20 protein-coding genes, 1 tRNA gene and 5 pseudogenes are annotated in these 21,277 nt (G+C 51.8%); 8 read left to right on the top strand and 18 right to left on the bottom strand.

All coding sequences use genetic code 11. The annotated features are described in order from the left end of the window. The first annotated feature begins 155 nt into the window (after positions 1-155). Positions 156-1,952, top strand: a complete 1,797-nt coding sequence (locus NPS58_RS16870; RefSeq protein WP_274116489.1) for a reverse transcriptase domain-containing protein — start codon at positions 156-158, stop codon at positions 1,950-1,952. 478 nt (positions 1,953-2,430) lie between these two features. Continuing rightward, positions 2,431-2,757 (top strand): hypothetical protein, encoded by a 327-nt coding sequence (locus NPS58_RS16875; protein WP_274116490.1) that lies wholly within the window; start codon positions 2,431-2,433, stop codon positions 2,755-2,757. 71 nt (positions 2,758-2,828) lie between these two features. On the opposite strand, the pseudogene NPS58_RS16880 reads toward NPS58_RS16875, so the two are convergent. From NPS58_RS16880 to NPS58_RS16895, 4 genes and pseudogenes are all read right to left on the bottom strand, one after another. After that, positions 2,829-2,948: pseudogene (locus tag NPS58_RS16880) on the bottom strand (DUF4113 domain-containing protein); the annotation flags it as partial. 231 nt (positions 2,949-3,179) lie between these two features. Further along, positions 3,180-3,545, bottom strand: a complete 366-nt coding sequence (locus tag NPS58_RS16885; protein WP_274116492.1) for a histone-like nucleoid-structuring protein, MvaT/MvaU family — start codon at positions 3,543-3,545, stop codon at positions 3,180-3,182. A 119-nt stretch (positions 3,546-3,664) separates the two neighbouring features. After that, on the bottom strand, positions 3,665-4,837 hold the full coding sequence (locus tag NPS58_RS16890; protein ID WP_274116493.1) for a DUF3800 domain-containing protein: 1,173 nt from the start codon (positions 4,835-4,837) through the stop codon (positions 3,665-3,667). Between the two features lie 17 nt (positions 4,838-4,854). Beyond that, positions 4,855-5,223, bottom strand: a complete 369-nt coding sequence (locus NPS58_RS16895; RefSeq protein ID WP_274116494.1) for a hypothetical protein — start codon at positions 5,221-5,223, stop codon at positions 4,855-4,857. 569 nt (positions 5,224-5,792) lie between these two features. Between NPS58_RS16895 and NPS58_RS16900 the strand changes: the two are divergent. The 3 genes and pseudogenes from NPS58_RS16900 to NPS58_RS16910 all read left to right on the top strand — a co-directional run bounded on the left by NPS58_RS16900 (position 5,793) and on the right by NPS58_RS16910 (position 8,768). Then, positions 5,793-7,279 (top strand): annotated as a pseudogene (locus tag NPS58_RS16900) (SulP family inorganic anion transporter). A gap of 11 nt (positions 7,280-7,290) precedes the next feature. After that, positions 7,291-8,142, top strand: coding sequence for a universal stress protein (locus tag NPS58_RS16905; RefSeq protein WP_024947943.1), 852 nt, complete (start codon positions 7,291-7,293; stop codon positions 8,140-8,142). Between the two features lie 91 nt (positions 8,143-8,233). Continuing rightward, a pseudogene (locus NPS58_RS16910) lies at positions 8,234-8,768 on the top strand (NUDIX hydrolase). 33 nt (positions 8,769-8,801) lie between these two features. Here NPS58_RS16910 and tnpC (NPS58_RS16915) read toward each other — a convergent pair. The 5 genes and pseudogenes from tnpC (NPS58_RS16915) to tnpC (NPS58_RS16935) all read right to left on the bottom strand — a co-directional run. Next, on the bottom strand, positions 8,802-10,337 hold the full coding sequence (gene tnpC, locus NPS58_RS16915; protein WP_009684098.1) for an IS66 family transposase: 1,536 nt from the start codon (positions 10,335-10,337) through the stop codon (positions 8,802-8,804). Positions 10,338-10,398: 61 nt separating this feature from the next. Continuing rightward, a complete protein-coding gene (gene tnpB, locus NPS58_RS16920; RefSeq protein ID WP_009684097.1) occupies positions 10,399-10,734 on the bottom strand; it encodes an IS66 family insertion sequence element accessory protein TnpB in 336 nt (111 codons plus the stop codon). Then, a complete protein-coding gene (tnpA, locus tag NPS58_RS16925; RefSeq protein ID WP_009684096.1) occupies positions 10,731-11,063 on the bottom strand; it encodes an IS66-like element accessory protein TnpA in 333 nt (110 codons plus the stop codon). The genes tnpB and tnpA overlap by 4 nt, the downstream gene beginning before the upstream one ends. A 123-nt stretch (positions 11,064-11,186) precedes the next feature. Next, positions 11,187-11,504 (bottom strand): annotated as a pseudogene (locus NPS58_RS16930) (nucleotidyltransferase family protein); the annotation flags it as partial. Between the two features lie 21 nt (positions 11,505-11,525). Then, positions 11,526-12,159: pseudogene (gene tnpC / locus NPS58_RS16935) on the bottom strand (IS66 family transposase); the annotation flags it as partial. A gap of 413 nt (positions 12,160-12,572) precedes the next feature. Here tnpC (NPS58_RS16935) and NPS58_RS16940 point away from each other — a divergent pair. After that, on the top strand, positions 12,573-12,890 hold the full coding sequence (locus tag NPS58_RS16940; protein WP_274116495.1) for a hypothetical protein: 318 nt from the start codon (positions 12,573-12,575) through the stop codon (positions 12,888-12,890). 118 nt (positions 12,891-13,008) lie between these two features. Here the strand turns inward: NPS58_RS16940 and NPS58_RS16945 are convergent, their stop codons facing one another. From NPS58_RS16945 to NPS58_RS16975, 7 genes are all read right to left on the bottom strand, one after another. Further along, on the bottom strand, positions 13,009-13,377 hold the full coding sequence (locus tag NPS58_RS16945) for a hypothetical protein (RefSeq protein ID WP_274116496.1): 369 nt from the start codon (positions 13,375-13,377) through the stop codon (positions 13,009-13,011). Positions 13,378-13,417: 40 nt separating this feature from the next. Beyond that, a complete protein-coding gene (locus NPS58_RS16950; protein WP_274116497.1) occupies positions 13,418-13,741 on the bottom strand; it encodes a hypothetical protein in 324 nt (107 codons plus the stop codon). Positions 13,742-13,851: 110 nt separating this feature from the next. Next, positions 13,852-14,580 (bottom strand): metallophosphoesterase, encoded by a 729-nt coding sequence (locus NPS58_RS16955; protein WP_274116498.1) that lies wholly within the window; start codon positions 14,578-14,580, stop codon positions 13,852-13,854. A gap of 184 nt (positions 14,581-14,764) precedes the next feature. Beyond that, a complete protein-coding gene (locus tag NPS58_RS16960; RefSeq protein ID WP_274116499.1) occupies positions 14,765-15,004 on the bottom strand; it encodes an antitoxin VbhA family protein in 240 nt (79 codons plus the stop codon). A 53-nt stretch (positions 15,005-15,057) separates the two neighbouring features. After that, the gene (locus tag NPS58_RS16965; protein ID WP_274116500.1) at positions 15,058-15,621 is read right to left on the bottom strand and encodes a hypothetical protein; all 564 of its coding nucleotides are present in this window, start codon (positions 15,619-15,621) and stop codon (positions 15,058-15,060) included. A 78-nt stretch (positions 15,622-15,699) separates the two neighbouring features. Next, entirely contained in the window at positions 15,700-16,104 is a 405-nt protein-coding gene (locus NPS58_RS16970; RefSeq protein WP_274116501.1) for a DUF6957 family protein, read from the bottom strand. 22 nt (positions 16,105-16,126) lie between these two features. Further along, positions 16,127-16,516, bottom strand: coding sequence for a hypothetical protein (locus NPS58_RS16975; RefSeq protein WP_274116502.1), 390 nt, complete (start codon positions 16,514-16,516; stop codon positions 16,127-16,129). 228 nt (positions 16,517-16,744) lie between these two features. Here NPS58_RS16975 and NPS58_RS16980 point away from each other — a divergent pair, with 228 nt between their 5' ends. Then, positions 16,745-17,209, top strand: coding sequence for a helix-turn-helix transcriptional regulator (locus NPS58_RS16980; RefSeq protein ID WP_274116503.1), 465 nt, complete (start codon positions 16,745-16,747; stop codon positions 17,207-17,209). Positions 17,210-17,554: 345 nt separating this feature from the next. Here NPS58_RS16980 and NPS58_RS16985 read toward each other — a convergent pair. Continuing rightward, positions 17,555-17,645: transfer RNA gene (locus tag NPS58_RS16985), tRNA-Ser, on the bottom strand. An 827-nt stretch (positions 17,646-18,472) separates the two neighbouring features. Here NPS58_RS16985 and NPS58_RS16990 point away from each other — a divergent pair. Next, on the top strand, positions 18,473-19,198 hold the full coding sequence (locus NPS58_RS16990; protein ID WP_274116504.1) for a hypothetical protein: 726 nt from the start codon (positions 18,473-18,475) through the stop codon (positions 19,196-19,198). Between the two features lie 486 nt (positions 19,199-19,684). Here the strand turns inward: NPS58_RS16990 and NPS58_RS16995 are convergent, their stop codons facing one another. Continuing rightward, entirely contained in the window at positions 19,685-21,241 is a 1,557-nt protein-coding gene (locus tag NPS58_RS16995; protein WP_274116505.1) for a hypothetical protein, read from the bottom strand. Positions 21,242-21,277 lie beyond the last annotated feature (36 nt).

Genomic DNA, 21,277 nt, shown 5'->3' on the forward strand with positions numbered 1-21,277 from the left:
ATATCAGTTTACCACCGGGCTCGGGGCACGATTTAACTTTCCACTGACTATATGCGGTGGCCACTGCAAGGGTAGCTTTGCCTGATCGCGCTATACGTTGACGTTATCGATGGCGCTGGTAGAAGAGAAAATAGCCCCGAGACCCGGTACTACGAATGGATATCGACGAAATTCTCAAGAATTTGTTTGGCCCAGGTTTTAGCAGCCTTGATGGGTTCTGCCAGTTACTAAAGGTTGATCAAAACAAACTACTGAACTTTCTTTACAAAAGGAAAGGCAGCCATTACGTAAGCTTTTCTATTTTAAAGAAAAACAAAACCCATCGCACCATCAAAGCCCCCAAACGGGTGATGAAAGCAATTCAGCATGCACTATTGCCGCATCTGGAAAATTTTTATTCCCCAAAATCTTCCAGCCATGGCTTCGTCAAGGGCAGGAACGTTAAGACAAATGCTCAGATCCACTCCAGAAAGAGATATGTATTCAACATTGATCTGAAAGATTTTTTTGAAAGTATTCACTTCGGGCGAGTCAGAAACTTATTCATGGCTCATCCATTTAATGCACCCCATAATGTTGCGACGGTCATGGCACAAATCTGTTGCAGCGATGGGAAATTAGCTCAGGGCGCCCCTACGTCACCGCTGATATCTAACATGATATGCCGCAAGCTTGACTCACAACTGCAGGCATTAGCAAAGTCAGGCAAATGTCATTTCACCAGGTATGCTGACGACATCACATTTTCGTTTACCAGCACCGCAAAACATCTACCGAAGGATATTGTCGAAATTTCCGAGGACGGCAGAGCGATACCTGGGCGCGAGCTGGAAGAAATCATCAAATCCAATGGATTCATCATAAATCCTGAAAAAACGCGTCTTCAGCACCGAACGCAGCGACAGATGGTAACGGGGCTTGTCGTTAACGATATGCCGAACGTCACGAGAGAGTTCATCCGTTTAACGAGCTCAATGATCAACGCCCTCAAGCGCTACGGGCGTGAGCTAGCAGAAGCCAGATATCTGGAGATCCTCAAGGGCGAGAATCAGCCGCTGCAGCCTCGACAAATTCTGCGGACAAAGGACAATGCTGGCGATTTTTATATCAAGGTGGTCAAAGGACGACTGAACTACATCCAGATGGTTCGAGGGCGAGGTGACAAGATATACCGTCGATTGGCGTACGAGTTTACAGTAGCAATAGGCAAAGAAAATACTGAGTTCAAAAAATCACCAGAAGAGATTTTAGGCAACTCGATTTTTGTCGTGAACAACATCATTGACGAAAGCCAAGGAACAGCCTTCCTTCTGGAGGGGGTCGGCATAGTGACCAACGAACACGTCGTGACCGGGGTATCCAAAACCATCGCTCGTCACTCCATTTCGTTCCACCGTGCCGGCGACCCGAAGGAATACTCCGCAGAGCTTATCCTTTCGGACAAGAAAGCAGACTTGGCTATTTTCCATCCCAATGAGGAGTTTCGAAACATACCTGCCCTGCGAAAATGTGACAAGATCATTGTTCGCCCCACCGATCCGGTTCTATCTATCGGCTTTCCTAAACATCGAGACGGTACAGCACACTACATCGCGAAAGGTCATACTACTCAACGGCGTCGACAGGTTGACCTAGACCTTTGGCTGGTAGATTTCACGCTAATGGAGGGAAACAGTGGTGGCCCTATGTTCAACGACTCAATGGAAGTAATCGGCGTCACAGCCAGAGGCGCTAAAAACAATATCGACGCAGCGCTTTACGGTTTCATACCATTAGAGAGTTTGAACAACTTTACAAAAAGAGCCGACTTTCTGCTCCTAAAAAGGTTGTACGACTATATGGGGGATGGATCGCTAAACCTCTTGCCCGAAATTCCCGGCAAGTGGATTTTTAGCAGCACCTATCAAACAATGCTTCATAAGGAACGCTTTCAGAAGGCTAAATCAGCTTGATGGATGACCAAGGCTCAATGGCGGCTTTGCCGCGCCCTAAGCGATGAACACCCATTCCTCCGTTTGGTCATGATGTCATCAAACTCCCTTGTCAAGAGCTCCCTAGAAGGCCAGACAGCCTGATCACTCACTCAAGCGATGATAAGTTGCGGCTACGTTTCCAGCGCTCGGAGCGACAGAAAGCTCATCACTGACTGTCTTCATACATCCTTGACTGGACTTTCACTTAATTTTCATGCCCGGATGGTCAGTCTTTAGCTATCCCTACGTGTGATAGATCTTGCCCGCCTAGCAGCGGGCTTTCTTTTGCCCGCTATTTGTCATCAACCTCGCAGCGACCTTTATTGCGCAATACGTTGCGCTTCACGACCTTTCGCGCCCCCTGTCAGCTAATACGAAAGTAAAGGGAGCCAGCCGATTCCACCCGGCATCCGAAGTAAACACAGGTTCTCTGTGTGAACCCACGAGGTGCGAGATCATGGCAAACGATCAAGACAAGACCGGTCAGCAAGGCGGCACCGCTCAAACAATCTCGGCGGCTTCGAGAACGATCCACAACGGTCATCTGAGCCAGGACAAAGAGGGGGACAGATGCCGGGCGGGCAGTCCGACATGGACAGACAACGTGATAACCAGGGAGGCGGCGAGGGCTCAAGCGGCAACCACCAAGGTGATCAACAGGGAGCAGGTGGTGCAGCTCATCAAGGCGGGACGGGTAGCCATGCCACTGGGCCAAAATCCGACAATGACCAGAGCGACATTGACGAAGCTTCGCAAGCGGTACAAGACGAAGACAGCGGCATGACTGAAGACAACCGCTAGGGTTGCTCAGGGCCGGGGAACATGGACGCCCTGGCCTTTCGTAAGGTATCCATCCTATTTGCAGTAAACCGTCCAGAACTCGACAACCCGTGTGGTGAAGCTCTGGCTCATCGTCTCCCTCCGCATGCCCCAACTGGGATCGAACGGGACGCTGGCCAGCATGCATAGCCCCCTACGCCTGAAGACAGGGGGCACCCTCGGCTCACGCAGATGACCAAGCGCTGAATCTGCAAAGCCTGGGATGTCGTTTCAAGCTCGCTCAGATCAGAAGCTGTCCCAGGAAGGTGCTGCAGAAACGCTATGGGGGATTGTAATCGCGCCTCTACAGCGAGGCAGGTAAAGCTGTACGACTGCCCGATCGAGAGTGAGGCCGCCTAGTCGGAGGCCTTGCCCAGTGATGCCATATTACTTGCTCAGCCAGCTCTCTACTTCATCGGCACCGTACTGTGCTTTCCATTCCTTCAGCAGCTTGTGATTGCCGCCTTTGGTCTCGATGATCTCGCCGTTGTGCGGGTTCTTGTACTGCTTCACTTGTCTAGCACGGCGTGGAGTCTTCTCGGCAGCGGCAGGAGCAGCACGACGACTGGCCTGCGGATCCAGGATGTTGATGATGTCGCGCAGGCTGTAGCCGTACTTAGCAAGCAGGTCACGGAGTTTGGTCTCAAACTGAATCTCTTTCTGCAGCTCGGAGCTACCCTTTAATGCTTCTAGCTCAGCGAGCTGTGCGGCGAGTTGTTGCTCAAGCTGACGAAATTCTGCTAAACGTGACATAGGAGCTCCTCAAATATTCGGAATCAGGCGAGGTATCTTAAGCGATCTAAGTGATGATTTCCTTCAATCTGACATTGGTTTAAATCGGCATTTTCCCCGACAACTTATTTGGCCAAGTATCAATCAGGGGCAAACGCTTCAAGAGAAGTAAGCAGCTTCTCTAGATCCATAAGCCTAGCCGCCTTGATGATGTCGTACTCCCCTCCACTACTCAGTTTGTAGACCGCACGGGCTTTCTTGACACGCTCAAGTAGCGGCACAACCACACCAGATGCCATTTCTAAGAAGTCGTTGATGTCAGCTCTAGTTTGGGGAATTTTGTACCCCTTAGACGTACTCGTGATGATGACATCAGCGTCCCGGAGCTTTGCAATGCCACTTGACCTAACCCGTTGCTCAGAGAGATCGCCAAAGCCCCTTTCACCCAGATGAGCCAGGATGTCGGCCGTCGGGATGTAGTCTTTCGTGACGAATTCACTCTGGAACCTCAGGTAATCCAGAATGCTGAGCTGTAGGCGTTCGTCCTCGTCCGGATACTGTCCGGCCTGATCGATAAAGCGATCTGCCTGGCGAAGCGCCTCCTGATGCACCTGGTAGTCTGCATACCTAGACTCATCCATAGGCGGCGGAAGTAGGGAGTTGAATTTGGGTGGCCACTCCAATAGGCCTAAGGTCTGTTCGCGGAGGATCCTTTTATAGACTTGAGCGAGATCTTCCTTGACCTTCTGTTCATAGATATGAGCAACCGACCCCGCAAAGAAATCAGCAACCTGAATCAGCACGTCATCCTTGCTGGATTTGGTCTGGAATGCATGATCGTCTCCAAAGAGGTCATCGACATAGCGATCTTGAACGTACGCCTTTAGGCTTTCCTGAAACTCGGCCCCGCCGTGCTCATCAACGGTCATCTGCAGGTTGCGGCAATTCCTGAAAAGCCGACCATAGAGCAATCCGTTTATGTGCTTTACGAACGAGGTTTTGTACTGCAGGCCTCCATCTTTGTAGATGCGCTCCTTCTCGACGACCACGAAATAAAGCTTGATTGGAAGCTCCGCAAGGTCGGTCAGGATACGAACGCGTCGGTCAGCATCTTTCGCACGCACCTTACTGGACTTGATTTCGCCTGTCTGGAAGTGCTGCCGGCGAAGTTCCTCAGCGCGCTGGTAGGCTGCTTGCAGGTCTTTCTCAACCACGAGGATAGAGCAAACCACGAAGAAGCCAGAGCTTCCCACCTTGGATGTGTCTAGATCAGAGTTACCCGACTCATCAACGTAGGCATACGTTCTGTCCAATCAGGAGCTCTCCCTCATCAGTAGGTGGCTGTGCTACTACCAGGTGCGGGGCCTTCACTGAAGGTGTAATTGATGACCACATCATCGCGGATGAGGACATCCAGAGTCTTCAGCGTACCGGTGGTGGTGACCTTCATCGTCACCACATAGCTCTGGGCATGCGAAGAGCCGGACGTGTACGTGTAAATCCACTTCTCATCGGTCTCGCTTACAGCACTCTTAGTGTAAGGCTCACCGAAAAGTGCTTTCAGCTCAGTCGTCGTGGTCTTTCCTTTGGTGATGGTACCCACACTTGCCGAAGGAAAATCTCGGCCAGCGGTGTAATGGGATGTCGCGCAAGCACTGAGCACAAAGCACATTCCAACGACAGCGATGAGCCTGTTCATAGTCTTCCTTGATGCCTGAAAACTTGAGCTTATCTCGCAGAGAGGCTAAATGCTATCACTCAGCTATGCAGTACACGCTTCCTTATCCTCCATCGCTAGCCAAGGGCACTCGAAAATTTGCGGCAATACAGCAGAAGCTAGGCATCGGTAACCGTCTGGCCAACTCACCCCTCAGCACACAGACCAGCTCGGACAAGAACGGGTGGAAAACAAAGCCTTGCCCGCAGGTATACCCATTGAATAAGCCTGTATCTGACGTAGGTCATGCAGAGCCTGCCAGCGGGTCGCAATCGACGATGGCTTCATTGTATACTTCGGCTCCGCATACCCCTTGAGCTACAGGAACATCAGCATGACTGTACTCCAAACGATCTACTGGCAGCCTACGCCGCCTTAGCGCTACGCCCCCTCGCAACAACCTGCTTCCGCTAGCCTCGCTCGCGGGTGCTCACTGCTGTACGCCTGGTTTTACACCTTAAGCACACAGCAAAAAATCCTCAAAATTTGAATTTGTATCGATTCGCTCGCCACTCCCTTGGCGTGCGCGATGCTTTGCCTTGGATATTTATATGCTGCAAAAACTTAGACAAACGTGGTTTTCCAACGTCCGTGCCGACGTGCTCGCGGGGCTGGTGGTCGCACTCGCGCTGATCCCGGAAGCCATCGCCTTTTCCATCATCGCCGGGGTAGATCCCAAAGTCGGTCTCTACGCCTCCTTCTGTATCTGTGCTGTCATCGCCTTTGTCGGCGGGCGCCCCGGAATGATCTCGGCGGCGACAGGCGCCATGGCACTGCTGATGGTTACGCTGGTAAAAGAGCATGGACTCCAGTACCTGCTGGCCGCGACTCTACTATGTGGCGTACTTCAAATCCTTGCCGGCTACCTGAAGCTTGGCTCGTTGATGCGCTTTGTTTCACGTTCGGTAGTCACCGGCTTCGTAAACGCATTGGCGATTCTGATTTTTATGGCGCAATTGCCTGAGCTGACCAATGTCACCTGGCATGTCTATGCCATGACCGCTGCGGGCCTGGGAATCATCTACCTGTTCCCGTATGTACCGAAAATCGGCAAGCTGATTCCCTCTCCGTTGGTGTGCATTCTGACGCTGACTGCCATCGCCATTTACCTCGGTTTGGATATCCGCACCGTCGGTGACATGGGCCAACTGCCGGACACGCTGCCGATTTTCTGTGGCCTGAAGTGCCGCTGAACTTTGAAACCCTGCGGATCATCTTTCCTTACTCCGCAGCGCTGGCAGTTGTAGGCCTACTGGAGTCGATGATGACCGCGACCATCGTCGACGACCTGACGGATACCACCAGCAACAAAAACCGCGAGTGCAAAGGCCAGGGTGTGGCCAACATCGCTGCCGGCATGCTTGGCGGTATGGCAGGTTGCGCCATGATCGGCCAGTCGATCATCAACGTGAAATCTGGCGGCCGCACCCGTCTCTCGACATTGTGTGCCGGCGTTTTCCTGCTGCTGATGGTGGTATTTCTTGGCGAATGGCTCTCCAAAATCCCTATGGCCGCACTCGTGGCTGTAATGATCATGGTGTCCATCGGCACCTTTAGCTGGGATTCCTTGCGTAATCTGAAAGAGCATCCGCTGTCGACCAACCTCGTCATGGTGGCGACCGTCGTGGTCGTCGTGGCCACTCACAATCTGGCTTACGGCGTACTGGTAGGTGTGCTGCTGGCCTCCCTGTTCTTCGCAAACAAGGTCGGGCACTACCTGGATATCAAGAGCACTCTTGAAGAGACGAAATCGCATCGGACTTACCGCGTCGTGGGCCAGGTGTTCTTTAGCTCTGCGGACAAGTTCACTGAGGTTTTTGACTTCAAGGAGGCGCTCAACAAGGTCACCATCGATCTCACACAGGCGCATTTCTGGGATATCACCGCCGTCGCAGCGCTGGATAAGGTCGTAATCAAGTTCCGACGCGAAGGAGCTGAGGTTGAAGTGCTCGGTCTCAATGAAGCCAGCGCAACAATCGTTGACCGCTTCGGCGTGCATGACAAGCCCGGCGCCATCGACAAGCTCATGAGCCACTAAGGAGAACGACAATGACCCACGTAATGGCATGCATTGATAACTCACAATCCTCATTGGCGGTCTGCGATTACGCAGCATGGGCCTCGCAACGACTCAGCGCTCCCCTGACCTTGCTTCATGTGCTGGATAAGGAGAAGTATCCTGCATCCGCTGATCTTAGCGGCAATATCGGTCTCGGTAGCAGAGAACATCTACTGGAAGAGTTGGCCACGCTGGATGCGCAGCGGGCAAAACTGGCCTTGGAGCATGGGCAGCACATGCTTGAAAAAGCTCGCGAGCGAACAGTCCACTCTGGCGCCATGTCACCCGATATGAAGCAGCGCCATGGCCATCTCGTCGAGAGCCTGAGCGATCTCCAAGACGATATTCGGTTACTGGTGATTGGAAGAGTCGGTGAGGACAGCACGCGCAGTGCCCAAAGTCTTGGCAGCCAGATTGAAGCGGTAGTCCGAACTATCCACCGCCCCATCCTGATTACAACCAGCCATTTCAGGAAACCTGAAACGGTCATGGTGGCATTTGACGGCAGTGCTACATGCCACAAGACCGTACAGATGCTTGCTTCAAGCCCGCTGTGTGAAGGCCTGCCAATTCATATCGTCATGGTTGGAGCGGATTCTGAAGACAACCAGAACGCGCTGGAGAAGGCACGAACCACGCTTGCCTCTTCCGGCTCGCTGGTGCATACCGAGATCCGCCCAGGCGAAGTAGAGTCCACACTGCATGCGTATCAGGCAGAGCACGGCATTGACCTCTTGGTCATGGGGGCGTACGGGCACTCACGCATCAGGCAGTTTCTGATAGGTAGCACGACCACGACGATGCTGCGAACATCCACTTTACCCGTATTGCTGCTTCGCTGAGCCAGTTCCACTGGCCACAGTATTTCCAGAACTGCGGAAATGCCGTGGCCACCCTGGACGATGACTAACTGATCTTGCCGTAACGAGCCCCATGCAACTCATAACTGAAATTGTTCACCCCGAGCTGAAATCCAAGCAGGGCAGAGTATTCCGTCGACATGCAGCACGCGGCATCGTGATGCGGGGTGAGCAGATCCGTGTTGCTGTTCACCGAGCGCTATAACGACTTCAGCTTTCCTGGAGGCGGCCTTGATGTTGACGAGGACATTGTCACAGGCCTGAAGCGTGAGCTGGAGGAAGAGACTGGTGCCCGTGAAATACAGGTGCTCCAGCACTACGGTTACATCGAGGAGTACCGGTCCTACTGGAAGCCACAGTACGATCTGATGCACATGACCTCGCATTTTTATCAATGCGAAGTAGCGCCCCAGCTAGAGCCCGTGAGAATGGAAAGCCACGAAATCGCTAATGGTATGCGGCCTGTCTGGATCAACCTGCATGAAGCAATCACGCACAATGAAGCCGTTATGCAGCGGCACGAGTCTTCGATGGGGCAATCAATTCTGCGCGAAACCTACATGCTGAGAAAAGTCGCTTCCGAATTGTTGATGCCAATCAGCCTTTGAGCTGACTATTTGGCGAAGTCCACTTAGCCTGCCTCAGGCAAGCATCCAATGCTGCGGGAGTAATTGCGTGATTTCGCTCGCCCGCTGTGTCGGAAGCCGCATCAGTACATCCTTGAGATAGGCATACGGATCGTGCCCATTCATACGCGCCGACTGGATCAGGCTCATGATTGCCGCCGCCCTTTTTCCACTGCGCAGCGACCCGGCAAATAACCAGTTCGAGCGCCCAAGCGCCCACGGCCGGATCAAATTCTCGATCTGGTTATTGTCGATGGGCACAGCACCATCTTCCAGGTAGCGCGTCAGCGCTACCCAGCGTTTAAGGCTGTAATCCAGGGCCTTGGCCGTGGCCGAACCCTCGGGCACAAGTTCGCGTTGGGCCAACATCCACTCATGCAGTTTTTCAGCGATGGGCACCGCTGTTTCCTGACGTAATCGCCAGCGGGCTTCGTCGCTCATTTCCTTGGCGTGTCGCTCGACTTCATACAACCCGCCAATCGAGTGAAGCGCCTGCTCCGCCAACTGGCTTTTATTGGCTGCATGCAGGTCGAAGAATTTGCGGCGTGCATGGGCCATGCAGCCGATTTCGGTGATGCCCAGCTCGAAGCTGGCCTTGTAGCCGGCGAAGTCATCGCAGACCAGCTTACCGTTCCACGTGCCCAGGAAGTTACGCGCATGTTCGCCGGCACGGCTGGGGCTGAAGTCGTAGACCACGGCCTTTAGGGCCGAGAAAGGCGTGGTGCTATAGGCCCACACGTAAGCGCGGTGGGTTTTCTTTTCGCCTGGTGCGAGCATCTGAACCGGGGTCTCATCGGCGTGGATCACGCCCTGGGCCAACACATGCTCACGCAGCGCATCGACCAGAGGCTGGAGCTGCACACCGGTCTGTCCGATCCATTGCGCCAGTGTCGAACGGGCGATGGGCAGTCCGGCCCGACCAAAAATCTTCTCCTGCCGGTACAGCGGTAAATGGTCGGCGAACTTCGCCACCATCACGTGGGCCAACAGGCCTGCGGTCGGGATGCCCTTGTCGATCACTTGGGCCGGTACAGGCGCCTGGATCAGTGTTTCACACTGACGACACGTCCATTTTCCACGCACATGCCGCTCAACTGTGAACACGCCCGGAGTGTAATCGAGCTTCTCGCTGACGTCTTCGCCGATTCGCTGAAGCTGGCAGCCGCACACGCACTGAGTATTCTCTGGTTCGTGACGGATCACGGTTCGCGGAAACTGCGGCGGCAGTGGTGCACGCTTGGGCTTATGACGTGGCTCGGCCGGTGCGGCCGGCGGATTGGCTGCCTTCAGCTCGGCTTCGATAGCTGCGATATCGGTATCGAGCAGATCATCAAGCAGACTGCCTTGGTCGGGGCTCAGTTGCTCGCTGCGCTTGGCGAACTTGTGTCGCTTGAGGATGGCGATTTCATGAGCCAGTTGCTCGTTGACCGTTTCGAGGCGTTGGATTTTCTGGCTCATGGAGTCGACCTGGGACAGCAACTGCATAGCCTGTTCGGCCAAGCCGCGCAGCTGTTCCGGTGTCATCTGGTCGAGATTGGGCGAGGAAGTCATGCCGCTGATTGTGTCAGAGTAGGTCGTCAACAGCGATAAACCGATGGGCTAATGGCAGGGGCTAAAGCACTGTGATCGCGCTGCCTGCGCCGACCCGCTGCCACGGCAAACCCAGTACCAAGGCTTGAAGTTGCTCGTTATCGAGTTCGACTTCCGATCCGTGACGGATGCCGGGCCAATGAAACTTGCCTTGGTTCAATCGTCGCGCTGCCAGCCAAATGCCCACACCGTCATGCACCAAGACTTTCATTCGGTTGGCACGGCGATTAGCGAAGAGGTATGCGCAGTGCGGCTTCGCCACACCGAACACCGCGATCACCCTGGCCAGCGCGGTCTCGGTACCGGCGCGCATGTCCATAGGCTCGGTGGCAAGCCAGATGGCATCGATCCGAATCATTCCAACAGGTCTCGCAGAAAGGTGGCACAGGCGACAGCGCTTTCGGTCGGCCAGTTCACTTTGACGGTGCCACGCGGGTGCTGGATTTCAATGCAGATACTTGATGAAGCTGCCTGCGAATGTCCTCCGGCTAGCGGCAAGGGCACTGGAATGAAAGCAGGTTGCAGCGCCATGGTTTTGTTCGTGAGTACCCTAATCCATTTATGTACGAGGTTCGCGTTAAGGCTGTGCTTCTGCGCGACGCTGGCAATCGATGCGCCGGGCTGGGCGCACTCTTGGACAACTTGGGCCTTGAAGGATTTTGAATAGGAACGGCGTTGTGACTGCATGGAAAGACCCGCTTAAAAGGCTAGAAATGGTGTCCACTTAAATTAGGTGGACACCATCGCCTTTGGCGTCGGGGTCAGGAAGGTGAGTTGGCCGGACGGTTACAGGCATCGAGCCTTACCGCGATATGATTTGTCGTTCTGAACATGCATTCTCGCTTGGTTTTTCACAGACCACATTACGTTCGGATCTAGGTCTCTGAGGATTGCCTCCAAAGCATCATCTTGGTCGGGCGTGCAACGCTTGGCATCAAACCAGATGACGTCAACGTCTGTTGAGACCGGAGATGAATCGCGCCCGTGCAGATAATCCCAAACTGCGTTTCGGACGAAACCTGCTCCTATCCAGCAGTCTGGCAAGTGCAGGGAGCGCACTATTTCAAGCAACCGCCACCGAACGGGGTCATCTGAAATAATCGCTTGGATTGTCGAACTATTGTCCACTCAGAAATCACCTTGTTGAAGCTAGGCAGGAATCCACTGATGCGGCAGCAGTTGCCCGGTTTCACTGGCCCGCTGTGTCGGCAGCCGCATCAGCACATCTTTGAGATAGGCATACGGATCATGCCCATTCATGCGCGCCGACTGGATCAAACTCATGATTGCCGCAGCCCGCTTACCGCTGCGCAGCGACCCGGCAAACAACCAGTTCGAGCGTCCGAGCGCCCATGGCGGTATCTGGTTCTCCACCTGGTTGTTGTCGATGGGTACAGACCCATCGTCTAGGTAGCGCGTCAGCGCTACCCAGCGTTTGAGGCTGTAATCGAGGGCTTTGGCCGTTGCCGACCATATCGCGTTGGGCCAGCATCCAGTCATGCAGTACTTTGATGATCGGTGCCGCCTTTTCCTGGCGTATTCGCAAGCGATCTTCGTCGCTTATGTCGCGCCCTTGGCGTTCAACCTCGTACAAACCGCCAATCGATTGCAGTGCCTGTTCGGCCAACTGACTTTTGTTCGCTACATGCAGGTCGAAAAACTTGCGGCGGGCGTGGGCCATACAGCCGATTTCGATGATGCCCTGCTAGAAGCTGGCTTTGTAACCTGCGAAGTCATCGCAGACCAGCTTGCCGCTCCACGAGCCCAGGAAGCTACGCGCATGGCCCCGAGGTCTACAAACACCCCTTCGAATGTTCGGCGGGACGCCGCCTACCGCACTCCCCTGTTAGATTGCCTGCAAACCCTTTAAAAATCAGGTCACCACTCAAATAGCAGGGGACTGATCGTGGACGTGGGGAATTATTTGAAATTATGGCTCAGTAATAATTATGTCCCAGCGATAATTTTGCTAAGCAGCAGTTAACGATTCGGCTGAACGCTGCGGCAACCGTGGCGGCAGGAAGCACACCAGGCTATCAGCAAACCGGAGTGTGTGATCTTGGAGGTAAGCGGCTTGCCTGTCATCGTATATCCGTTCTGTCAGAGCAGTGGTTAAACAGCAAGCCAACCAGCAACAAGCCATTGAGTACGCTCATGCTAGCCTCGGCACAGACATCACTGTTCTGAGAATCCATCTTGAGCACAAACAGCTTACCCAACGATTTACACGCATTGATCAATGCACCAAAATTTTCGGAGGAGCCGGTAGGTCGTCGTCAATTGAAGCGGTGGCAGCTAATCGTTGAGGACATCTACAAAAGCACATCCATCGAAGCATTGCTCGAATCGAGGGGCAAAGCTGAAGGCTACATCCATGGCTTAGTAGATGCTGGACACCTATCGACGAGAGACACCGACCGGGACTATCTCATTTTGAGTATTGTTCAAAGGCGGCGTGAGTTTCTGCAGAAATTGCTGAACGATTACGGCTACTGCACGAATCGTGTCTTTTGAACACATCCAGTAGCTGCAGATCAAAGGAGATAGACAGCAGTAATGCTCTTCACCGCTTTAAAGCGTCGAATGCCCTAAGAGCGCTATCGCAATCGTTTTTTGAAGGCTGGTGGAGCTTTCATACCGTCAATTGCAAACGATCAGCGGTCTTGAGAAGCTTGAGAAAGCTAGCTCTGCCGAGTTCTCGCTTGAAGCTAGCTATGACGTAATTGCCGTCTTGGGTTTCGAGCAGCCAGAACCGGCCTTCCTTCCTCGCTACCTGGATTTTACCTGTGCGGAGGATCGAACCATCCGCTTTGTGGTACACATCGTCACGCTCAGAGTGGTCGAAAGAAATCCCCAAGCATGTGTCTTCGGCGATCAGTGCATCGCTGATGAAAGCTCTGATCGGCACCGTGTATTTGCGAAGGCTTGCTCGCACCAAGCGGCTCAGCTGAAAGTCGCTCACCTCCTTACTGTGAAACTCAACTGTAATTACTTCTGACATCTGGCCGAAACTCCACAACGATTAAAAAACTGTTTTTGCATCAGTGCAGTGCCTTTGAGCACCCACGAGCGCCATCACCTGCCCAGTCACAAACCACGTAAAGGCTATTAAATCCTTGAATCATTTGGGAGGTCATAATGATGGAAGTTCGAATCAGCTCACCATCATCAAAGCGTTTCTCTCGGTCACCGAAAACAACCCCTCTCAAAAAGCGCTCTCCTGGGCCATACTCGACGGAAGATAAGTAACCAGTAATCTCGAGACCCAATTCGGCCTGCATCGCTTTGGCAACGCTCGTGGGAATAGCGGACGGAGGTGTAACGACGGGCTTGTGTGTGGAGAGCGGTACGCTGCGTTTGACCATTTGAAACCTCTTGTATTCGCCTAGCTCATATTCATTTTCGCAGTCGAGTACGTCGACGCCATCGGCCGCAAGTTGCGTGCGCAGAAGCCTGGACGCCTGGACTCATCTCATCAGATTTCAACCACTAGATTCGGCAAGAACCCAGTACGCTCACCTGGATATCCTCGCGGATTCGAAAGGACTCGGCAGCCCGAGACGACTGTGTCGACGGCATGGTGGGTGTGACCAAATACCCACATATCAGCTTGAGCCACCAAGTCGTGCCACTGATTGAAGTAAGCCGCGCCCAAGTGGCCTTCGTGACCATCACCCGCGACATCCTGGATCGGGCAGTGATGAGTAACCACCACCGTATTGCCGTCGAATTCCTTCGCTAACTCAGTCGCCAAGAATTCACGAGTGGTAATGTTCCGTGCGATTAGATCGACAGGACGAAGCTTGCTATATCCCTCGCCGATGCGGATGCGCTTGAAGTCGTTCATCCACTCGGCACACACCCTCATCGCAGCCCTGTAGTCCCCGGTCGCGGTGAAATCTGTCCACGCTGTTGCTACCAAAAACCTTGTGTCGCCGATAATCAGGGTTTGGTTGTCCAGGACGTGCACATGCTCTGCCGCAGCTTCTCGCATCTTGACCAGAGTTTTATTGAGGTGCCCCTTGTAGAACTCATGATTCCCGCACGCATAGATCACTGGGCATTTGAACGTCTCGTTCGCCCACATGACTCCCCGGCCACGTACAGAGATGTCGCCGGCCAGTACGACCAGATCGGTATCTGCGACAGGAGGTTGAAAGTCGACGAACTCCAGATGTAAGTCGGAGTAGATCAATAGCTTCATCGGATCAGGTGTTCCATGTCGTGTACCGTGTCACCCCGTCGGCATCTCCAACGTAGTGGAGGCCTGGATACGAAGCGCTTACTTAAAGGCCTTACTAATCCGGTGAAAAGGAACTGCAGCGTCTACGTCGCCCAGTTCTCGGTCATTCGGCTTTAGCCGGCTTAGGGCTGAAGATTTGAATCATTCATGGTTGAGTACCCCAGGCTTGACCGATTTCGTCTTCATCTGCGATTCCCTCATCATCTAGTCGGAGACGTTCAATTAACTCCGCACGAAGCTGCTCAAGGCTGACTTCACCATCTATATAGCGCTGCAACTGAGCCACGCGTTCAGCAGCAAGCTGTCCTCCATCAAGCGTCAGACAGGCGATTTCAGCAGCAACAGCTTTACGACGGCGCTCACGCTCATCCTCGCTAATACTCAAGCCTCATATCTCCTTAGCCAACAGCTCCACCTGGGAGGTCTGGGTAAATGCGTTTACTTAAATGCTTTGCTGAAACGCTGAGAAAGCGTCGCAGCGTCAATCGCAGCCCAACTCTCGGGATCATTACTCAACCTGATCCAGTTGAGCGCCACCCCCACCATGACCAATCCAGCTAGAATCCCTTCCCAGAACGCCCAAACAAAGGTGGTTCGAACAAGGTAATCAGGGTCGACACTTCCGGTCAGTAGGTGGATCGGATAGGGCGAAAGGAAGCACCCGACAATGAACGCCAAGATCATCAAAGGCACTGAGTAGGCCATTAACATCACCGGCACCTTGATCTGGTACTGCCTCGCAGCTACCAGATTGCCGTTCGGGCCCTTCATGGCATAGATGGTGGCCTTGTTCTTCGTCTTGTCCTTATTCTTGGTGAAGGTGCCGAACAGGGTCACACGCTCTCCTGCCTCGAGTTCTTCGTAAATTTTTCCTGGTAGTAAAACCTCCGGCAGCACCTCCCCGTCGATGACGATCCGGGCAGTGACGGCCCCCGGCTCGGTGTCGGTGACGCGTGGTTTGTCGATCACTCCCGTGACCTGACGGCAATCAAACTTGATCAAAATTTGCTCCTGCAATTTCAAGAGCGCGCAGCCGACCCCGCCGCCTCGAAGGCAGCGTCTGTCGATGTGCCGAGTCAGCTATGCGCGGAAAGAAAAAACAGTACTAAGTGCGGCCTGCTTCCTTAACCCGTCGCCCAGCAATAGGTAGACGGTACTTTTAGTTTCAAACATGCACGGGTGGTCATGTGAGATTCCGAAATTGGTGCGCACCCAGTGGCCGGGCGGGAATCGGTTTCGGCTGTCACGGACGACTTCATGTGCGTAGACGACCGTGGGCAAAATTTCCAGGGATGACTGCTTCTGCTGCTCGTCTTGGGTGAGCTGCAAGTCGGCGATGATCCATTGCTTCACGAGGCAAAAAGACTTTTCAGGAAAAGCTTGGTTGGCCAGGCTGATCAGTTCGCCTTGGGTGCCGTGCCAGCCAGGAGTTGCTTCCCCTCTCGCGTAAAGGAACTGAGTGACTTCTTCTAGAGTTGTGGCCATGAGACCTCTAGGATTCGACCCATCATCTCGGTGCGCTCGTATAAACATGGCCTGCGCTGGTAACAAACTCGTAGACCGGGTTCTCTACTGTCCCAGCCTGAACGCGAATCTCTGAAAGGAGCTCCATTGCGTAAGAACCTTGCTCGCTTTTTGCCGGCGATAGGATGAGGTGGATATTGCTCACGCTCAGGAAATTACCTTGCTCTGCAACGCGCATCATCTGGAGGGTGGCAACATCACTGACGACATACGCCACCGGGCCTATCCCACCGTCCTCTATCCCCATCCCCTCAATCAAAAACGAGTATTTACACCGACTGATATCAACTGAACTCCAGAGCATCCGAACACCACCTGGAGTCTTAAACTGGCCCTGCAAATTGCTGCTATAGGTCACAAACACTGTGGTCAAACCCTATTCCATCTCCAGCCCAGCCCTAGATCGGCCCAGCGCAATCAATCAACACTGCATGTGCTTCTAGCATGTCGGGAGGACACGCCGTTGAAGCGCACGCAATTCAAGGGTCAGCTCATCGCTCACCGAGATGTCATCATAAGCAGATGACCCGCTAATAACAATACATGATATTTATTGGGTCGCCACAGCTGTGGCTCTATCCTTCCTTTTGGAAAGCTGATCGTGAAGGAAGAGCTAGCTATCACTCTGCGCGCATTACGGCGAATGAAAGGGATGGGTTACGAATCCCTTGCTGGGGCTATTAGCCAGAGCAACCTAAGCTTGCTGGAACAAGGGAAAATTCAGGCGACGCTGCCAACCCTTCTCAAAATTGCCGACACCCTCAATGTCAGCCTCCTAACCATCATGGCATTGTGTTTGGCTATCCGTGACCAAAAGACTCCCGAGCGTGAACTCCAAGATGCGCAAGCTGAGCTACAGAGATTCATGGAGTCAGGCGGACTGACAATCATCGAGGCTCAGACTCAAGATGGCGTTCTAAAGAAGCGCGGAAGGGGCATACGAGCAAACGCTGAGAGGGTCAGCGCGGTGATTGACCTCAAGCGTCAAGGCATGACTCAAGCAGAAACTGCACGCGTCCTAGGGTTGCCAAAATCTACGGTTCAGCGGTACTGGCAAGAGTTGTGAACTTCAACTCAAGACCTCTCGGCTGCCACCTCTAGCCCTCTAACGCGGCAGACTTGTGGGGGCTAACTGAACTTCCAGGGGGGAATGGATGCCCTTAAGCTCTCCCAACATCCGTTCCTGGAGGACTTGTGGTGGCCCGGAGACACACAGCTCAGTGACGTTTTTCAAGCATGCAGTTGGTTTTCTTTCAACAACAAGCGTGCAGTAGCTCGCAGTAGACTGCATTTCATGAAATGCATGCTTAAGCCAAATGCGCCAATCGCCTCCGCCATCCGCATAAATCCTCATTTCACAAGCACAAAAAAAGGGCTTAGATTTGCTCTAAGCCCTTGTTTTTACAGAATTTGGCGGGGAACCAGGGATTCGAACCCTGGGAACGCTATTAACGTTCGCCGGTTTTCAAGACCGGTGCATTCAACCACTCTGCCAATTCCCCGATGCATCACCTAGAATGCCTTGAAGCATGCATCTGGGAATTACCTTAGATAAGAACTCTAGGATAGTTGCCCATCGACGGTTTTCAAGTCCACGAAATTTTCCTTTAAAAACAATGCTCTACGATGATTTAATTTCCGCAAGCATCGTAATCTAAAGGGGCTGAAACCCTTACACTGCAAGGGTCAAAATTTCAGTTGCGGAATTGATTTGTGAGTCCGTGACCGCAGGATCAACTCAGGGTAGTCGGGGCCGCACCGCACACGCACAGGCCAATGTGGGTAGGCACGATGATGGATTGGACAGGCACTTCCAAAACCGCAAGCTTTACGGTAGTTCTAGAACACTTTCCTAGCGCCCGTACCATTTTCGTACCACCCGTTTCTAGCAGAAGACGCTTGGGACAGCCTGCTTTCGGCCAGGCAGGTGCCAGCCGCTAAGGACCGCTTCCGACCCATAGCGGCCTCTTGCTAAGGGCAGCAACCGGCCAGAAGCGGGCACTCGGCTCCAGCGTTACACCCCAAGCGAAAACGTACCGCAGTACATCAGGGTATTGCACACAACCATCTGGGCGACCATGAATCCCAAGGCTGCTCCCAGAACGCCAACGCCTGCGACAATCCTTGATCAAGAACCATTTTTCTTCGTTCTTCGCCTTTGTCTCCGCTGCCAACCCATCCAATACACGCCCTCTCCACCCCTATACCATGCGCGGACGCTTCCCTATTACTGCTCTAAACAAGAATTTCTTAGCCCCCTTCAGATCATTCCAAACGTTTAAAAGCTATGCTTGATCATTAGGCTTCTGCTTAATAATGAAGGTACGTCATGAAAAAAAGACACGCATACGCGCTCAGTCCGCACGAACGCCTAAAAACCTGGGGATATCTTGCGCTAGGCGCTTACTGCATTAGTCTGCTCCCGCCATATTTATTAACATTGCTTGCCCCGATCGAAGGAGTCATTGCTCTAGTACCCCTCAGCTTTTCCGCAACATTCGGTGCACTATTTATAATTTACAATCGATGGCTTTGGAAACTAGTTAACTCAAATATCCCAGACCTCAACGGAACATGGATTGGGTGCGCTCAACCAAACTACCAAGACTGGCCACACTTAGCCATTGTCACGATAGAGCAAACCTGGACTGAAATTTATATACATGAAGACGCTTTTTACAAAACCAACCCAAATCAGCACTGGGATAAAAACAGAAGACTCGGGACAAATGAATCATATGCCGCCACCCTTGAAGATCCCGCAGCCAACAAATCCCACCTAGATATTTTGTACACACACACAGGTATTAAGAAATCCCAACCAAATTTCAAAGGCGCCTGGACTCTTACCTTTGACATAGGTGAAAACCACCTTACGGGAACATACTTCACCAATCGGCTTGCTAAAACAGATACATTAGGCAGCCAAGGACCTATAATTCTAAAGAAGGTCAGCAACAAGATATTAGAAATATCGAAAGTATTTGAATGCCACTTAGAGCGTGGCAATGAGATCGAGCAAAGCCTAGTTGACTGGCACCGCGAAGATGGATAGATGACAGTTCAAATCGGCTAAAACCCGGATCACGTTATGAGAAGCAATGTCGTAATCACCGCATAACACAAATCAACAAAACTATCACTGGCTTGCACTTCGCAAACTGGACGAAGCATTTAACGACACAGCGGCTTTACTCCAGCCGCCTAAACATATGCTCTACCTTGCAGGTATTCGGCCTTTCAACAAACACGGTGACCCGGGCATGAGTTGTCTCTCCATGGGTCGATAATGGATCACCCAATGCATTGTGCTTTATCGAGTAGTGGTCGGGCGCAAGAGATATCACGCCAGTGGAAACTCAGGGTATGCGCTCAGTAATGGAGCCAACCAGCCAAGCAGAGGGGAACATCCTACAGTTACTCCCCTCTGATAGCCAGAAAGCGTCATTAGCTATATAAAACTCATCGAAATCGCTCTAAGCATACAGCTAACGTCAAGCTCCAAACCCGCAATTAATAATCGCAACCTGCGAGTCACTGGTTAGGCAACAGAGCAATAAGTCAACCACTCCCAAGGCCCGGCGCGCAACCTATCATGCCTAATATTATCGCCTGCAACATCTAAAGCAACCCTTAAAAATTTCCCGCCGATACTTAAAGAAAAATTGCTTCCATGCTTATCAAGCTTATAAAATTTGCCAAGCCTCCCCCCCAAATTTAAAGTTTTACTTGGCATGCAATCCAACAAAATATCATGCTCAACCATTAAGCCAGATGAGTAAGCCGTCAGCACAATCTTTGTAGAACGCCATAAAATATAAAAATAAGCTTCGCCTTGCTCATTAAAATCTAACCCGACCGGCGTCAACTCAAGAGAAAAATTAGATACCAACCTATGATCAATGAACAAACAAGAGTTCTTATTATAATCATAGAAAAGCGAAGTATTATTAATCGAATTAATTAGGCATCCGAATTCATATTTCGTTGAAGCGGAAATTTCAACAAGCGACTTAACCAATCTCAATGAAATTTCATTTGATATTGATTTTTCATCGAACTCATAATTTATGCGAAAATCACTTTTAAATGGCACTTTTTTCCTAAAAACAAAGTCCCGCATCACAAATCTTGGAGATTCAACTCGCACATCTCTACTGCCTATCATCAAAGGCCTGTAAATTTTTCCAGCTGGCTCTTCCGAACATTTTACTTCATTTACACTAACGCCATTCGGCATTGGAACGAATGCCTTCAATATTTTTCCGCGCGCGCGAAGGTCTGCTAGGCTTAGCGCAAACACATCCCCCCCACTTGTTATATTTAGATATGCATTGCTACCACTGAAATCTGCATAAAATCCAATGCATTGACAATTGGCGTACTTTTCAAGATTTACTACATTATCTACTGCCAAATAAAAAACCTCATCAATCAATGCATTTTTAAGCCTTACACTCTCCGTCCTTATTAGCTCACCAAGTGGAACGAGGAAGTAATTATCTCTAAAGCACTGCTTGCTATTGAAAAAATACTTACCATTATCTTCGCTAGAAAGAAGCTCCCCCATTACACCTCCTATCAGCTTCAATACAAAAGGAAATGGGTGCGCTTCATTTTCGTACAGGTTTTGGTAATTGCCCCCAAGAAACACAGACAAATACTTCAAAATCGAATATACATCAATCACTTGAGCGCCAACAATATTAGCTATCAACTCTCGCGTTCTTGCGACCTCAGATTTCTCTTCCTTACCAACGTCCGCAAAAACCAACTGCTTCCTAATTGGTATATTTAGAACTATTAGCTTGGATTGTCTTGAAATCGTAGAGAACAGCTCAAAGAGTATATTGTTGATGTATTGTAAATCAGAATAACCATCCCTACCAAAGTAATACTCCTCATCATTTGGCAGGCTATCGAATACCACAAAATCATAGACTCCAAAGTCCATATTAATGTGAGATGTAAATTGTACGCCAGGGGAACCCCCAGCGGAAAAATTGGTAATCTCAACGTCCGAAATGCTTTCCCTTATGCCTGCAAGCCAAGCATTACTACGAATCGAATTAGAAGAACCAAGCACTAGAATTTTCATTGCATCTCGATATAGAAAACTTTCTGACATTATGCC

It is taken from the genome of Pseudomonas putida (assembly GCF_028682455.1).
Classification (GTDB): domain Bacteria; phylum Pseudomonadota; class Gammaproteobacteria; order Pseudomonadales; family Pseudomonadaceae; genus Aquipseudomonas; species Aquipseudomonas putida_AA.

What these genes read in the sequence shown, in the direction of transcription:
- NPS58_RS16870 (WP_274116489.1), top strand. Translation starts at nt 156, where the DNA reads ATGGATATCGACGAAATTCTCAAGAATTTGTTTGGCCCAGGTTTTAGC.
- NPS58_RS16875 (WP_274116490.1), top strand. Translation starts at nt 2,431, where the DNA reads ATGGCAAACGATCAAGACAAGACCGGTCAGCAAGGCGGCACCGCTCAA.
- NPS58_RS16885 (WP_274116492.1), bottom strand. Translation starts at nt 3,545, where the DNA reads ATGTCACGTTTAGCAGAATTTCGTCAGCTTGAGCAACAACTCGCCGCA.
- NPS58_RS16895 (WP_274116494.1), bottom strand. Translation starts at nt 5,223, where the DNA reads ATGAACAGGCTCATCGCTGTCGTTGGAATGTGCTTTGTGCTCAGTGCT.
- NPS58_RS16905 (WP_024947943.1), top strand. Translation starts at nt 7,291, where the DNA reads ATGACCCACGTAATGGCATGCATTGATAACTCACAATCCTCATTGGCG.
- tnpC (WP_009684098.1), bottom strand. Translation starts at nt 10,337, where the DNA reads ATGACTTCCTCGCCCAATCTCGACCAGATGACACCGGAACAGCTGCGC.
- tnpB (WP_009684097.1), bottom strand. Translation starts at nt 10,734, where the DNA reads ATGATTCGGATCGATGCCATCTGGCTTGCCACCGAGCCTATGGACATG.
- tnpA (WP_009684096.1), bottom strand. Translation starts at nt 11,063, where the DNA reads ATGCAGTCACAACGCCGTTCCTATTCAAAATCCTTCAAGGCCCAAGTT.
- NPS58_RS16945 (WP_274116496.1), bottom strand. Translation starts at nt 13,377, where the DNA reads ATGTCAGAAGTAATTACAGTTGAGTTTCACAGTAAGGAGGTGAGCGAC.
- NPS58_RS16950 (WP_274116497.1), bottom strand. Translation starts at nt 13,741, where the DNA reads ATGGTCAAACGCAGCGTACCGCTCTCCACACACAAGCCCGTCGTTACA.
- NPS58_RS16955 (WP_274116498.1), bottom strand. Translation starts at nt 14,580, where the DNA reads ATGAAGCTATTGATCTACTCCGACTTACATCTGGAGTTCGTCGACTTT.
- NPS58_RS16970 (WP_274116501.1), bottom strand. Translation starts at nt 16,104, where the DNA reads ATGGCCACAACTCTAGAAGAAGTCACTCAGTTCCTTTACGCGAGAGGG.
- NPS58_RS16990 (WP_274116504.1), top strand. Translation starts at nt 18,473, where the DNA reads ATGAAAAAAAGACACGCATACGCGCTCAGTCCGCACGAACGCCTAAAA.
- NPS58_RS16995 (WP_274116505.1), bottom strand. Translation starts at nt 21,241, where the DNA reads ATGAAAATTCTAGTGCTTGGTTCTTCTAATTCGATTCGTAGTAATGCT.